Genomic DNA, 13,775 nt, shown 5'->3' on the forward strand with positions numbered 1-13,775 from the left:
CATGAGCGACGACGTGATCGTGGTGGGCGGCGGGGTCATCGGTCTGACGACGGCCCTGACCCTCGCGGAGCGCGGCCTGCGGGTACGGGTCTGGTCCCGGGATCCGGCGGAGGGGACGACCTCCGCGGTGGCGGGGGCGCTGTGGTGGCCGTACCGGATCGAGCCGGCGGCGGAGGTGGGCGGCTGGTCCCTGGAGTCGCTGCGGGTGTACGAGAAGCTCGCAGCCGATCCGGTGGCGACGGGGGTGCGTCTGGTGCCCGGCGTCCACGCCGACACGGTCCTCGCCGGCCTGGGCGACTGGGCGCGGGAGGTCTCGGGGCTGCGGCAGCTCGCGGCGCCGGAGGTGCCGGGGCCGTACCGGACGGGTCTCGCGGCGGTGCTGCCGCTGATCGACATGCCGGTCCACCTGGGGTGGCTGCGGCGCCGGCTGGAGGCGGCCGGCGGGGTCGTGGAGCGGCGGACCGTGACCGGTTTCGCGGAGGCCGCGGACGGGGCGCGGGTGGTGGTGGACTGCACGGGGCTCGGCGCCAGGGAGCTCGTGCCGGACGCGGGGCTGCGGCCGGTGCGGGGGCAGTTGGTGCTGGTGGAGAACCCGGGTGTGGAGGAGTGGTTCACGGCGGCCGACGCGGCGTCGAGCGAGACGACGTACTTCTTCCCGCAGCCGGGGCGGCTGATCCTGGGCGGGACCGCCCAGGAGGGCGACGAGCGTCTTGAGCCCGATCCGGCGACGGCGGCGGCGATCGTGGCGCGGTGCGCCCGGATCCGGCCCGAGATCGCCGACGCGCGGGTCATCGGCCACCGGGTGGGCCTGCGGCCGACCCGGGCGGACGGTGTCCGGCTCGACGTGGAGCCGCTGCCGTCCGGGGGCCGCCTGGTCCACAACTACGGCCACGGGGGCGCGGGCGTCACGGTCGCCTGGGGCTGCGCGCGGCGGGCGACGGAGCTGGCCTGCGGGTGACGGCCCGCTAGGTCGACCGGGGGCCGGTCACCCGGCGGCGGAGACGGCATGCGGTCGACCGCCCGGCAGGCGGGCCCGGAGCACGGTCACCGGGCGACGGGTCCGGTCCTCGGTCGACCGCGCAGGAGGTCGGTCGGGGGCCGGTGACCGGGCGTCCGCCTCCTCCTGGCGCGCGTGGTTCAGCCGCCGTCCCCCGGTGCGCTCGTGCCGGGGCCGATGCGGAGTTCGAAGTCGCCGTCGTACTTCTCGTGGCCCGCGATCACCGCGAGTTCGATGACCTCCTCGCCCACCTCGCCCCGGACGATCAGCGGGTCCTTGCGCAGGTCCTTCATGAGCGCCACGCACATGCCGATCATCACGAGGACGAACGGCGCGGCCACCAGGATCGTGAGGTTCTGCAGGCCCGCGAGGGCGTCGCCCTGGCCGTCGCCGATCAGGAGCATGATCGCGGCGACGGCTCCGGTGACCACGCCCCAGAAGATCACCACGGGGCGGGTCGGTTCGAAGGTGCCGCGCTGCGAGAGGGTGCCCATGACGATCGAGGCGGCGTCCGCGCCGGAGACGAAGAAGATGCCGACGAGGATCATGACGATCAGGCTCATGGTCCCGGTGAGCGGGAACTGCTGCAGCACGCCGAAGAGCTGCCCCTCGGGCGTGGTCTCCTCCCCCAGCCTCCCCTCCTCACTCAGCTTCATCGCGGTGCCGCCGAAGACGGCGAACCAGACCAGGCTCACCACGCTGGGCACGAGGATGACGCCGCCGACGAACTGGCGGATGGTGCGGCCCCGGCTGATCCGGGCGATGAACATGCCGACGAAGGGCGTCCAGGAGATCCACCACGCCCAGTAGAAGACCGTCCAACCGCCCAGCCACTCGTGGATGTTGTCGCCGCTGGTCGCCTCGGTCCGGCCGGCCAGCTGCGGCAGGTCGCCGAAGTAGGCGAAGATCGAGGTGGGCAGCAGGTCGAGCACGATGATGGTCGGGCCCGCGATGAAGACGAAGACGGCCAGGACGAGCGCGAGCACCATGTTCGTGTTGGACAGCCACTGGATGCCCTTCTCGACGCCGGAGACGGCCGAGGCGACGAAGGCGACCGTGAGGACGGCGATGATGCCGACGAGCAGCCCGGTCCCGGTCGTCTCCAGCCAGCCCAACTCCTCGACTCCGCTGCCGATCTGGAGCGCACCGAGCCCCAGCGAGGCGGCCGAGCCGAAGAGGGTCGCGAAGATCGCCAGGATGTCGATGAACCGGCCGGGTCCCCCGTAGGCCGCCCGCTTGCCGATCAGCGGGACGAAGACGGCGCTGATAGTCTGCCGCCGTCGGCGCCGGAAGGTGGAGTACGCGATGGCGAGGCCGACGACCGCGTAGATCGCCCACGGGTGCAGCGTCCAGTGGAAGAGAGTGGTGGCCATCGCGACCTGCATCCGCTCGGCCGAGTCGACCGGGTGGGTACCGGGCGGCGGGGTGCCGTAGTGGGCGAGCGGCTCGCTCACGCCGTAGAACATCAGGCCGATGCCCATGCCGGCGCTGAACATCATCGCGATCCACGACACGGTCCGGAACTCCGGGCCCTCGCTCTCGTGGCCGAGGGTGATCCGGCCGTACCGGCTGATGGCGAGCCAGAGCGCGAAGACGACGAAGCCGGACGCGGCGAGCATGAACGCCCAGCCGCCGTTGCGGATCAGCCCGTCGAGGAGGTCGCTGGAGACGTTCTCCAGGCTGCCCGTGGCGGTGGCGCCCCAGACCACGAAGGCGAGGGTGAGGCCGGCGGTGACTCCGAACACGATCCGGTCCGTGCGCGCCTTGGGGTGGTGGCCGGGGCCGCGAGGGAGGTCCGCCGTCACCGACAGCCCCTCCCGGCCTCCCCGGCCACCACCGCTCCCGGACTCCCCGGCTGACTGATCATCCTGCGACACCGATGGCACCTTTCCCTGCAATACGGGACAAACACACTCCGTAAGGCAGCAGTACCACAGGTGACACGCAAGGTCCGGGACCAACTCAGCCCGTCGGCCCGTCAATCCGTCGGCCCGTCAACCCGTCAACAGACCTCCACCGGTTGTCCGGTGGTGAGCCGGTACGTCGCGCGGCCGTCGAGCAGCAGCGGCACGAGCGCGCGCTGCGACTGGCGCAGCGGCACCCACGCCCCCGCGCCGTCCCGCCGGACGGTGACCCCGTGCAGGGCCAGCTCGTCGCCGAACTCGGCGTACTGGGCGGCGTCCAGGCGGTAGCCGCAGGGCGGGTCCTTGAGGATCTCGGCGGGTTCGGCGGGGTCGTTGTCGGCGCCCCCGATCATGACGGGGCCCCGGTCGGCGAAGCCGGTGTGGCGGGCCGCCGCGGTCGCCGCCCCGAGGAGCCCGCGCCGCTCGTCGAGGTAGGCGAACGCGCCCTTCAGTGCGACGAGTTGGGTGGTCACCCGGCGCCGGTTGTTACGCGCCTCGTCGTCGGCGTCGGCCTGGCTGAGCGCCTCGATCCGGGTCTCGACCAGCAGCCCGACCGAGTGCTTGATCCCGGCCGTGTTGCGCAGGATGCGTTCCTGGCCGTCGCCCGCGACCTGCTTGACCGGCTGCCCGGTGTGCGGGTCGGTCCAGATGCCGTAGATGCCGCTGCTGAAGCCGGAGACACCGGCGGCCGGCCGGACGTAGGACTCCGAGAGGGTGTGGGCCTCGTCGTGCACCTGGGCGTCGGTGTTGAGATTGCGCGGCCAGAGCGCGAGCAGGTCCTTGACGTAGTACGGCGAGGTGCCGTCGTACTCGTGCAGGTCGTAGACCAGCTCGGGGCGCCGGTCGCGGATGAGTGCGGCGAGCGCCCGGCCCTCGGCGGTCGCCAGGGCGAGGTGGTCGCGGTTGACGTCGACCCCGTCGGCGTTGCCCCGGGTGTCGGCCTCGCGGCCGTCCGGGTTGGCCGTGGGGACGACGAGGACGGTCGTACGGGCAAGCAGGCGCAGGGTCTCCTCGTCCCGTGCGTAGGCCAGGTCCCGCACGGTGGTGAGGCAGGCCTCCCGGCCCGACGGCTCGTCACCGTGCTGGGAGCAGACCAGCAGCACGGTGGTCGGCGCCGAGCGCGCGCCGACCGTGGCGAGCCGGATCGGGCGGCCCTGCTTGGTGGTTCCCAGGGTCCGCAGCGCGACCCGGTCGCTCGCCCGGTCGACGGCGGCGAGGAAGGTCCCCTCCTCGGCCTCGGTCGTCCAGCGGGCCCCGTGGCTGGTCTCGAAGCCGGTCCGCGGGGGCGGCGCCGCGCCCGCCCCGCCGTGCGCCTCGGCGGGCACGGCGACGAGCGGCAGGCCGAGGGCGGTGACACCCGCGGCGAGGGCGAGCGCGCGGCGCACGGGGCGGCGGCGGGGTGCGCGGTTCATCGGGCCTCACCGGGGACGGGGATGCCCGGGCGTGCGGGCCCGACACCCGTGAGCGGCTGCCCGGCCTGCGCCGAGCGTGCGTCGACCGTAGCGGCCGTCGCCCTGGTGAACGCCTCGACGCCACCGACGAGCGGAAGTTTCGCCGAGGTGCGGGCGAGGTCGAGGGTGAGCGTCGGAGTCGTCGACGGCGGGTCGAGCAGGTCCCGGTCCGTGCCGCCGACGATCAGGGCGAGCCGGTGGCCGGCCGGGACGACATGGTCGGTGGCCGCCAGCTTCAGGGTGATCGTGTACGCCTTCCCCGGGGTCAGTGGCCGGCCCTTCGCGGGGTTCGCCCATGTGCCCAGGTCCGCCCAGCCCCGGCTGACGACGGTGAAGCCGACATCGGCCGTCCGGGCCTTCGTCTCCTTGAAGCAGGCGCTGTCGCCCCCGGTGCTCGCGCCCCAGCAGCTCCGCTCGGTGAGGGTGGTGATGCCCTCGCCGGGGGCCGCGTAGTCCCGGATGGTGTCGGGGCCGAGGTCGACGAGGACGGCCGACAGGTGGGCGGTCCCGGTCGTCGGCGTGGCGGTGACGGTCACCGTGGAGGAGCCGGAGAGCCGCAGGTCACGGGCGAGCGGTCGGGTGGTGAATCCGGCCTGCGCGGAGGTCGGGTCGTCGATCCGGGCCGCCCAGTCCGTCTCGCCGAGGGCCGGGTCGTCGGTGAAGGTCTCCGTGGTGCCGGGCGCGGCGGGGGTCCGGCCGAGGGTGCCGGCGCGGGGCGACGAGCCCGCGGCGGGGCGCAAGGTCGTGGGCTCGGTGGCGCGCGGCGGCCACACCCGGTCGGTGGTCCACCGGTCCGGGGCGCGCTCGATGTCGGCCATCGGCTCGCGGTCGATGCCGTTGTCGTGGCCGAGGAGTTCGTGGTCGAACCAGCGGTGCAGGGTGCGGACCCAGTCGGCGCGCCGGAAGTCGAAGGGGTCGACGTGGCCGGTCTGGGAGAGCCAGATCTTGCGTTCGACGCCCTGCGCGGCGAGGGCGTCCCACCACTGGCCGAAGTGGTTGGCGCGGACGTTGAGGTCCTGCTGCCCGTGCACGACGAAGACGCTCGCCTTCACCTTCCGGGCGTCCGGGACGTGGTTCCGCTCGCTCCAGGCGGGCGTCCAGTCGCCGCTGTACGGGGTGCCGGCGGTGACCCGCTCCTGCACGGCGCCGCAACGGGCCTTCGCCTCGGGGCTGTTGACGTACTCGGAGAGCCAGCTCGGGTTGGCGTTGTAGAGCGGGGCGCCCTGGGAGTGGAAGTAGTCGTACCAGGAGGAGATCGCGCCGATCGGGACGATCGTCTCCAGGCCCTCGACCCCGGTGGCGGCGACGCCGTTGGCGATCGTGCCGTCCCAGCTCTTGCCGATCATGCCGACCTTGCCGGTGGACCAGGTGGTGGCCTTGGCCCGCTCGGAGCCGGTACGGGTGGTGTAGCCGCGCGCGCGGCCGTTCAGCCAGTCGACGACGGCCTTGGCGGACTGGACGTCGGAACGGCCGCCGACGTCGTCGCAGCCGTCGGAGCGGTTGGTGCCGGCGAGGTCGACGGCGACGAAGGCGTAGCCGCGCGGTACGAAGTAGTTGTCGTAGAAGAGCGGGAACTGGACCGGTTTCCCGGCGGCGTCGTAGGTCTTCCTCTGGCTCTCGTTGCCGCGTCCGCAGCAGGCGTAGTACGGGCTGGCGTCCATGATGACCGGGATCTTCCGGCCGTTCGCGGCGGTCTCGCGCGGGCGGACGATGTCGGCGGCGACCCGGTCGGTGCGGCCGTCCCCGTCGCCGTCGAGGCCGGTGTCCACCCAGATCGACTCGCGTATCGCGTCGCCGTAGGAGTACACGGGCTGGGACTCGCGTACGGCGCGATCGGCTGCTCGTGTGTCCGCGGCGAGGGCGCCGGACGGGGCGACGACGAGGGCGGACAGCAGGGCGGCCGTGGCGGCCACGGCGAGGGTTCTGCGCGACGGACGGGCTCCGCGGGTTCTCCGCACACGTATCGGCATGGGGCGGAACGTACCCCCGTCAACTCCCGCGCAAAAGAGTGCCGTCGGGAGCGGGGACCTACGCGTGGGGCCGGAGGGTCCGTTTCGGCCGAATGGCGATCGTGTGAAAGGAGGTCCTCTGGACGTGACGGGGCATCACCGCGCTGAATAGCGTCGCTAAGGACCGAACACCATGCATGCTTCTTACCGACTTGGAGCTCTCGTGCACCGCAGACTTGTCGTTCCGAGCGCACTCGCGGCGTCCCTCCTGCTGGCGATCCCGGCATCCGCCGCCGACTACGTTCCGGGCGCATCGGGCATCGGCGACCCCTACTACCCGGCCAGTGGCAACGGCGGCTACGACGTCTCCCACTACGACCTGCGGCTGACGTACCAGCCCGCGACCGACCTCCTCGAGGGCACGGCGACGATCCTCGCCACGACCAAGCAGAACCTCTCCCGCTTCAATCTGGACCTCGGCCTGAAGGTCAGCGAGGTGCGGGTGAACGGCAGGAAGGCCGCGTTCACCACCAGCGGCGAGCAGGAGCTGGAGATCACCCCCGCGACCCCGCTGGAGAAGAACCGGACGATCTCGGTCGTCGTGCGGTACGCGGGCAAGCCCTCCGAGGTGAAGATCGGCGGCTGGACGGCCTGGCACCGCACGCCCGACGGCGGGGTGGCCGCCCAGGAGCCGGACTCGGCCGCCTGGTGGTTCCCGTCCAACGACCACCCCCTGGACAAGGCCACCTTCGACGTCTCGGTCTCCGTCCCGGACGGTACGCAGGCCATCAGCAACGGCGTTCTCCAGTCGCAGTCCTCGCGGCTCGGCTGGACCCGCTTCAACTGGCGCTCCAACAAGCCGCAGGCGACCTATCTGGCCACGCTCGCGGTGGGCAAGTTCGACATCACCACCGACAAGACCGCGAAGGGGCTCCCCGTCCTCAACGCGTACAGCAAGGACCTCGGCGACAACGCGGGCGCGGCCCGGGCCTCGATCGAGCGGACCGCCGAGGTCGCGGAGTGGCTCGAGGAGGTCTTCGGGCCGTACCCCTTCAACGCGCTCGGCGGCTACGTCCCGAACGTGACCAGCGGCTACGCGCTGGAGACGCAGACCCGGCCGTTCTACAGCCCCCGCCAGTTCGCCAACGGGGCCAACGTGTCGGTGGTCGTCCACGAGCTGGCGCACCAGTGGTACGGCGACAGCGTCTCGGTCGACCGGTGGAAGGACATCTGGGTCAACGAGGGCTTCGCCCGCTACAGCCAGTGGCTCTGGTCGGAGAAGGAGGGCGAGGGCACGGCGCAGGAGCTGGCGGACTACGTCTATCAGACCCGTACCGCGGAGGACCCGTTCTGGACGGTCGCGCCGGGCGACCCGGGGCCGGAGAACCAGTTCCACATCGCCGTCTACGACCGGGGCGCGCTGGCGCTGCAGGCGCTGCGCAACGAGATCGGTGACGAGGACTTCTTCGCGATCCTGAAGGGCTGGCCGACGGAGTTCGCGTACGGCAACGCCAAGGTGAAGGACTTCGTGAAGTACGCGGAGCGGATCTCGGGCAAGCCGCTGGCCGCGCTCTTCGACACCTGGCTGTACGAGCCGGTGAAGCCGTCGGCGTCGACGGCCGCGGAGGCGGGCGTGTCGGCCCGCTCGGCCCGCTCGGCCGGGGTCGCCGCCGCGCCCGCCGCGCCGGCGAAGCCCGTGCAGCCGAAGTCCTGGAAGAAGATCGCGGAGACGAACACGATCCACGAGCACGGTGGCCCCGAGGGCCACGGCGGTCACTGACCCGTCGCGCACGCGCCCCGCGCCGCCCCCGAGGGGCGGGGCGGGGCGCGTCCGCGTGCCGTGGGTAGGCTCACCGGCTGTACGAAAGCGACGGGTGGGAGCGGACAGTGGCGGCGGTGGCGGCGGAGCGGTACGGGGACCCGGAGGTGCGGGAGGCCGTCGCAGGACGGGTCCGCGGGGAGTGGGGTCTGGAACTGCCGGACTCCTTCTTCCGGTTCGCCGACTTCCTCGCCGTGCTCGGCCCCGTCGAGCAGCGGGCGCTGCGTGACCTGGACCTCGCTCCGTACGGTGTGACGGACCTGTTCGCGGACCCGTCGGCGCTCCCCCGGGAAGGGCTCGACATCAGGGCGCACGGGCGGTACTACCGGGATCCCCCTGAGTTCCTCACCTTCCTGCACGGCGGTTCCGACGGACTGCACTTCGGGCTCTGGTCCGACGACGGGCGCACCTGCGACGGAGTCGCCTCGTACTGCACCGACGACGGCGACGGGATCGACCGGACCCACCGCACCCCGCTGCAGGCCGTACGGGCACGGATCGAGGCGGCGCAGCGGGACCTCGCCGACTACGCGGCCGACGGCGACGAGGAGGAGCTCGCGCGCCTGGCCGACCTGGGGCGACTGCGGGCGGTCCTGACCGGTTTCGAGACCGGGGACCGTACGGAGACGGGGCTCGCCTACTCGGAGGCGTACGTGTACCGCAGACCGCCCGTCGACACCGCCCGGATCACGACCATGGACGGCGCGGGGGCCCTGGTCTCCGGGGCGACGGTCCTCGACCGGCCGGCGCACGGCGCGGCCGACCCGTACCGTTTCGGCACCTTCATGGAGGACCTCTTCGACGACCCCGAGCAGGTCCTGGCGGCCCGTGACGAGGCCCTGCGGCGGGCGGCGGCCGGCGATCCGGCGGAGGCGCTGGTCCTGGGGCGGGACCTGCACCGCGCTTCGTACGGCCGCGCGGAGCACGAGGAGTACGCGCGCGAGCTGCTGGAGGTGGCGTACCGGGAGCTCGGCCGCCCCGCGCTGGCCGGGGTGGCGGCGGCCCACCACCGCCACCGGGCGCTGCAGGACGTGAACGTGCTGCGGGCGGCGCGTTGAGCCCCGCCCGGCTGAGAGCGCTTTCGCCAACCTCCCGGCCCGCCTCACCAGGGGTTACCCTCGACGCTGTCAGGACCGTCGCAGCACCGTGCCCATGGGGAGCCAGCCTTGAGCGAAATGACGTCCGGGACGCGCCCGACCCTGGAAGCCGTCGCCGAGCGCGCCGGGGTGTCCCGGGCGACCGTGTCCCGCGTCGTCAACGGCGGCGCGGGGGTGCGCGAGGCGCTCGCGGAGAAGGTGCGCGTGGCCGTCGAGGAGCTGGGCTACGTCCCCAACCACGCCGCGCGGACCCTGGTGACCCGGCGCAACGGGGCCGTCGCCGTGATCATCGCCGAGCCCGAGTTCCGGATCTTCTCCGACCCGTTCTTCGAGCAGCAGATACGCGGCATCAGCCGTGAACTGACCGCCCACGACGCACAGTTGGTGCTGCTGTGGTTGGAGGGGCCCGGCGACCACGAGCGGATCGCGCGGTACCTCGGCGGCGGACACGTCGACGGGGCGCTCGCCTTCTCGCTGCACACCGACGACCAGCTCCCGGAGATCGTCCGGCGCGCCCAGGTGCCGACCGTCTTTGGCGGACGCCCCGGCTGGACGCCCACCGGCGACTCCACGGTGCCGTACGTCGACTGCGACAACCGGGGCGGGGCTCGCGACGCCGTGCGCCATCTGCGCTCGCTCGGGCGCCGCACCATCGCGCACATCACCGGCCCCGGCGACCAGACCTCGTCGCTCGACCGGCTCGACGGATACCGCGACGAACTGCCCGAAGCCGGGCAGGAGCTGGTGGCCGAGGGGGCGTTCACGGAGGAGAGCGGGGCGCGCGCGATGGCCGAACTCCTGCGCCGCCGCCCCGACCTGGACGCCGTCTTCGCCGCCAGCGACGTGATGGCCTCGGGCGCCCTGCGCGTGCTGCGCGAGCACGGCCGGCGGGTCCCGGAGGACGTGGCGCTCGTCGGCTTCGACGACATGCGCCAGGTGGCCGAGGCGACCGACCCGCCGCTCACCACGGTCCACCAGGACATCGAAGGCATGGGCCGGTTGATGGTGCGGCTGCTGATGGGCATCCTCGACGGCACGGGCGTGCCCGAGCCCGTGATCACCACCACGGAACTGGTCCGCCGCGACTCCGCGTAAGCTTCCGACGTACCTGCGTGCGCCCTCGTACGGCTCCTGAAGTGCGGGGGCGGATATCGGCGTTGGCCGAGCCGTTACGCGTTCGACTCTTGACGGGAACCTGGGCCGGGAGGCACGCTCCAGACGCATTCTTGAGAGCGCTCTCACGACGGAGGCTTCCCATGCCCACAGCCCGAGCCGCCAGAACGACCGCCGTACGCATAGGCGCGGTCGTCCTCACTGGGGCCCTGCTCGCCGCCTGCGGATCCGGCGGGTCCGACGACACGTCCGACGGCGCGGGCGGAAAGGTCACGATCACCGTCGACCTCTTCGGCTCCTTCGGCTACAAGGAGGCCGGGCTCTACGCCGCGTACGAGAAGCTCCACCCCAACGTCACGATCAAGCAGTCCGACACCGAGGACGAGCAGGACTACTGGAAGTCGCTCCAGACCCGGCTCGCCGGCGGGGGCGGGCTCGCCGACGTCCAGGGCATCGAGGTCGGCCGGATCGCCTCCGTCACCCAGCAGCAGGCCGACAAGTTCGAGGACCTGACGAAGTACGGCGCGGACGCGCTGAAGGGCGAGTTCGCCGACGCCAAGTGGTCGGCCGCGACCACCAAGGACGGCAAGGTCCTCGGCCTCGGCACGGACGTCGGCCCGGAGGCCATGTGCTACCGCACCGACCTGTTCAAGCAGGCCGGACTCCCCACCGACCGCACCGAACTGGCACAGAAGTGGGCCACCTGGGACGGCTATCTCGAGCTCGGCAAGCAGTACAAGGCCAAGGCCCCGGCCAAGAGCGCCTGGGTGGACAGCGTCGGCAGCCTGTACGCGGTCATGATCGGCCAGGAGAAGGAGCGGTACTACGACGCGTCCGGGAAGCTCATCTACGCCGAGAGCCCCGCCGTGCAGGCCGCCTGGAACACGTCGACGAAGGCCGCGCAGGACGGCCTGAGCGCCAAGCTGGACCAGTGGTCCCCGCAGTGGAACCAGGCCTTCTCCACCGGCTCCTTCGCCACGCTCCCCTGCCCCGCCTGGATGCTCGGCTACATCAAGGGCCAGGCCGGTGACGCGGGCAAGGGCAAGTGGGACATCGCCAAGCTGCCCGGCGGCGCCGGGAACTGGGGCGGTTCGTACCTCTCCGTGCCGCGCGCGGCGAAGCACAAGAAGGAGGCGTACGAGCTGATCAAGTGGCTCACCGCCCCCGAGCAGCAGGCCACGCTCTTCACGAAGCAGGGCAACTTCCCGTCCTCGACCGGCGCCATCGCGAAGGTCGCCACGGCGACGGACCCGTACTTCTCCGGCGCCCCGATCGGGCAGATCTTCGGCGACGCGGCCAAGGCCGCACCGGTACAGGTGCTCGGCGTGCACGACAAGAACGTCGCCGACCAGATCACCAACGCGCTCAGCGAGGTCGAGCGCAAGGGCACCTCGCCCGAGAAGGCGTGGTCCAACGCCCAGAAGGGTGTCGAGAACGCCGTCGGATGACGCCGGGGCCCGGGGGCCGGACCACCGGCCCCCGCCCCTGGGGGGTGTCTCGCCGATCGGGCCGGGCTCCCTGATCCGGCCCTGATCCGCGGGACATCCCCCAGCCCGTCAGCCGCAGCACCTCGCATCCGCTCACCCGACCCGAAGGGCCGCACCGTGACCCTGACCGCCTCCGGGCCGACGGCGGCACCCGTCCCGCCGTCGCCGGCCCGGTCCTCCGGACCGTCGCGCCGACGCCGACGGTCCACGCTCGCCCCGTACGCCTACATCGCCCCGTTCTTCACCCTGTTCGCCGCCTTCGGCCTCTTCCCGCTCCTCTACACCGCCTTCGTCTCGCTCTACCGCGTCGAGCTGCAGACCCCCGGCGACATGGAGTGGCGTGGCCTCGGCAACTACACGGCGCTGCTCACCGACGAGTTCTTCTGGACCGCGCTCCGCAACACGTTCACCATCGGGGTCCTGTCCACGGTGCCCCAGCTCGCCATGGCGCTCGGTCTGGCCCATCTGCTCAACTACAAGCTGCGCGGCAGGACCTTCTTCCGCACGGCGATGCTGCTGCCCTACGCGACCTCCGTCGCCGCGGCCACGCTCGTCTTCGCCCAGCTCTTCGGGCACGACTACGGACTCGTCAACTACGCGCTCTCCCTGGTCGGTTTCGGTCCTGTCGACTGGCAGAACTCCACGCTCGCCTCGCAGATCGCCGTCTCCTCGATCGTCGTCTGGCGCTGGACGGGCTACAACGCGCTGATCTACCTCGCGGGCATGCAGTCCATCCCCTCCGAGCTGTACGAGGCGGCGGAGATGGACGGGGCCTCGCGCTGGCGGCAGTTCTTCCACGTCACCCTGCCGGGACTGCGCCCGACGATCGTCTTCACCACCGTCGTCTCGACGATCGGCGCGACCCAGCTCTTCGGTGAGCCGCTGCTCTTCGAGGGCTCGATCTCGGGCGGCATCTCGCACCAGTACCAGACGCTCGGGCTCTATCTCTACGAACAGGGCTGGGGCTTCTTCCACCTCGGCCGCGCCGCCGCCATCGCCTGGCTGATGTTCCTGCTCATCCTCGTCCTCGTCGGGGTCAACGCCCTGCTCGTGCGGCGCCGTTCACGCAAGGAGGCCCGCGCGTGACCACCCGAGTCGCCGGCCGCACCGGGCGCGGGGGCCGGATCACGTACGCCGTCCTGATCCTCGCCGTCCTCGTCTCGGCCTTCCCCTTCTACTGGACGATCGTCGCCGCCAGCCGGTCCAACGCCGATCTGGCGCAGGTGCCGCCGACCCTGCTGCCGGGCCCCAACCTGATCCGCAACTTCGAGGCGGTGATGGAGGAGGCGGACATCGGCAAGGCGCTGTTCAACTCGCTCGTCGTCTCCGGGTCCATCACCGTCGGCACGGTGCTCTGCTGCACGCTGGCCGGGTTCGCCTTCGCCAAGCTGCGCTTCCGGGGCCGGGGCGCGCTGCTCGCGATCACGGTCGGCACGATGATGATCCCGCCGCAGCTCGGGGTGATCCCGCTCTTCATGCTCATCGCCGAGCTGGGCTGGGTGAACCAGCTGCAGTCCGTGATCCTGCCCGGTCTCGTCTCGGCCTTCGGCGTGTTCTTCATGCGCCAGTTCCTGGTGCAGTCGCTGCCGGACGAGCTGATCGAGGCGGCCCGGGTCGACGGCGCGTCCTCCGCGCGGATCTTCTGGTCGATCGTGGTCCCCGTGGCCCGGCCGGGCATGGCGGTGCTCGGGCTGCTCACCTTCATGGCCGCCTGGAACGACTTCTTCTGGCCGATCATCGCGCTGTCCTCGCAGGAGCCGACCGTGCAGGTCGCCCTGCGCCAGCTCGGCGGCGGATACGTCCACGACCAGTCCGTGATCATGGCCGGCACCCTGCTCGGCACGCTGCCCGTGCTGCTCGTCTTCGGCCTGCTCGGCCGGCAGATCGTCGGCGGCATCATGCAGGGCGCCGTCAAGGGCTGAGCGGGTGGCCGACCGTACCCTCTTCCTCTCACAGGA

The 13,775-nt window shown here is 72.0% G+C and carries 10 protein-coding genes; 7 read left to right on the plus strand and 3 right to left on the minus strand.

What is annotated here, in order from left to right; genetic code table 11:
• Position 1: 1 nt before the first annotated feature.
• On the plus strand, positions 2-958 hold the full coding sequence (locus AB0E14_RS00215) for an FAD-dependent oxidoreductase (protein ID WP_362409625.1): 957 nt from the start codon (positions 2-4) through the stop codon (positions 956-958).
• Between the two features lie 179 nt (positions 959-1,137).
• Here AB0E14_RS00215 and AB0E14_RS00220 read toward each other — a convergent pair whose 3' ends face one another.
• The 3 genes from AB0E14_RS00220 to AB0E14_RS00230 all read right to left on the minus strand — a co-directional run bounded on the left by AB0E14_RS00220 (position 1,138) and on the right by AB0E14_RS00230 (position 6,322).
• Positions 1,138-2,808 (minus strand): BCCT family transporter, encoded by a 1,671-nt coding sequence (locus tag AB0E14_RS00220; RefSeq protein ID WP_362410309.1) that lies wholly within the window; start codon positions 2,806-2,808, stop codon positions 1,138-1,140.
• A 191-nt stretch (positions 2,809-2,999) separates the two neighbouring features.
• Positions 3,000-4,313 (minus strand): M14 family metallocarboxypeptidase, encoded by a 1,314-nt coding sequence (locus tag AB0E14_RS00225; protein WP_362409627.1) that lies wholly within the window; start codon positions 4,311-4,313, stop codon positions 3,000-3,002.
• A complete protein-coding gene (locus AB0E14_RS00230; protein WP_362409629.1) occupies positions 4,310-6,322 on the minus strand; it encodes a Xaa-Pro dipeptidyl-peptidase in 2,013 nt (670 codons plus the stop codon). Before AB0E14_RS00230 ends, AB0E14_RS00225 begins: the two co-directional genes overlap by 4 nt.
• A gap of 202 nt (positions 6,323-6,524) precedes the next feature.
• Between AB0E14_RS00230 and AB0E14_RS00235 the strand changes: the two genes are divergently transcribed.
• From AB0E14_RS00235 to AB0E14_RS00260, 6 genes are all read left to right on the plus strand, one after another.
• Positions 6,525-8,081: a M1 family metallopeptidase gene (locus tag AB0E14_RS00235; protein WP_362409631.1), complete on the plus strand. Its 1,557-nt coding sequence runs from the start codon at positions 6,525-6,527 to the stop codon at positions 8,079-8,081.
• A 116-nt stretch (positions 8,082-8,197) separates the two neighbouring features.
• The gene (locus AB0E14_RS00240; protein WP_362409633.1) at positions 8,198-9,178 is read left to right on the plus strand and encodes a hypothetical protein; all 981 of its coding nucleotides are present in this window, start codon (positions 8,198-8,200) and stop codon (positions 9,176-9,178) included.
• Between the two features lie 108 nt (positions 9,179-9,286).
• Positions 9,287-10,312: a LacI family DNA-binding transcriptional regulator gene (locus AB0E14_RS00245; protein ID WP_362409635.1), complete on the plus strand. Its 1,026-nt coding sequence runs from the start codon at positions 9,287-9,289 to the stop codon at positions 10,310-10,312.
• 161 nt (positions 10,313-10,473) lie between these two features.
• On the plus strand, positions 10,474-11,778 hold the full coding sequence (locus AB0E14_RS00250) for an extracellular solute-binding protein (RefSeq protein WP_362409637.1): 1,305 nt from the start codon (positions 10,474-10,476) through the stop codon (positions 11,776-11,778).
• A 267-nt stretch (positions 11,779-12,045) separates the two neighbouring features.
• Complete coding sequence (locus AB0E14_RS00255) at positions 12,046-12,903, plus strand: sugar ABC transporter permease (RefSeq protein ID WP_362410312.1); 858 nt, start codon at positions 12,046-12,048, stop codon at positions 12,901-12,903.
• Complete coding sequence (locus AB0E14_RS00260) at positions 12,900-13,739, plus strand: carbohydrate ABC transporter permease (RefSeq protein WP_362409639.1); 840 nt, start codon at positions 12,900-12,902, stop codon at positions 13,737-13,739. The genes AB0E14_RS00255 and AB0E14_RS00260 overlap by 4 nt, the downstream gene beginning before the upstream one ends.
• The last annotated feature ends 36 nt before the right edge of the window (positions 13,740-13,775 follow it).

Source organism: Streptomyces sp. NPDC047981, assembly GCF_040653315.1.
GTDB lineage: Bacteria > Actinomycetota > Actinomycetes > Streptomycetales > Streptomycetaceae > Streptomyces.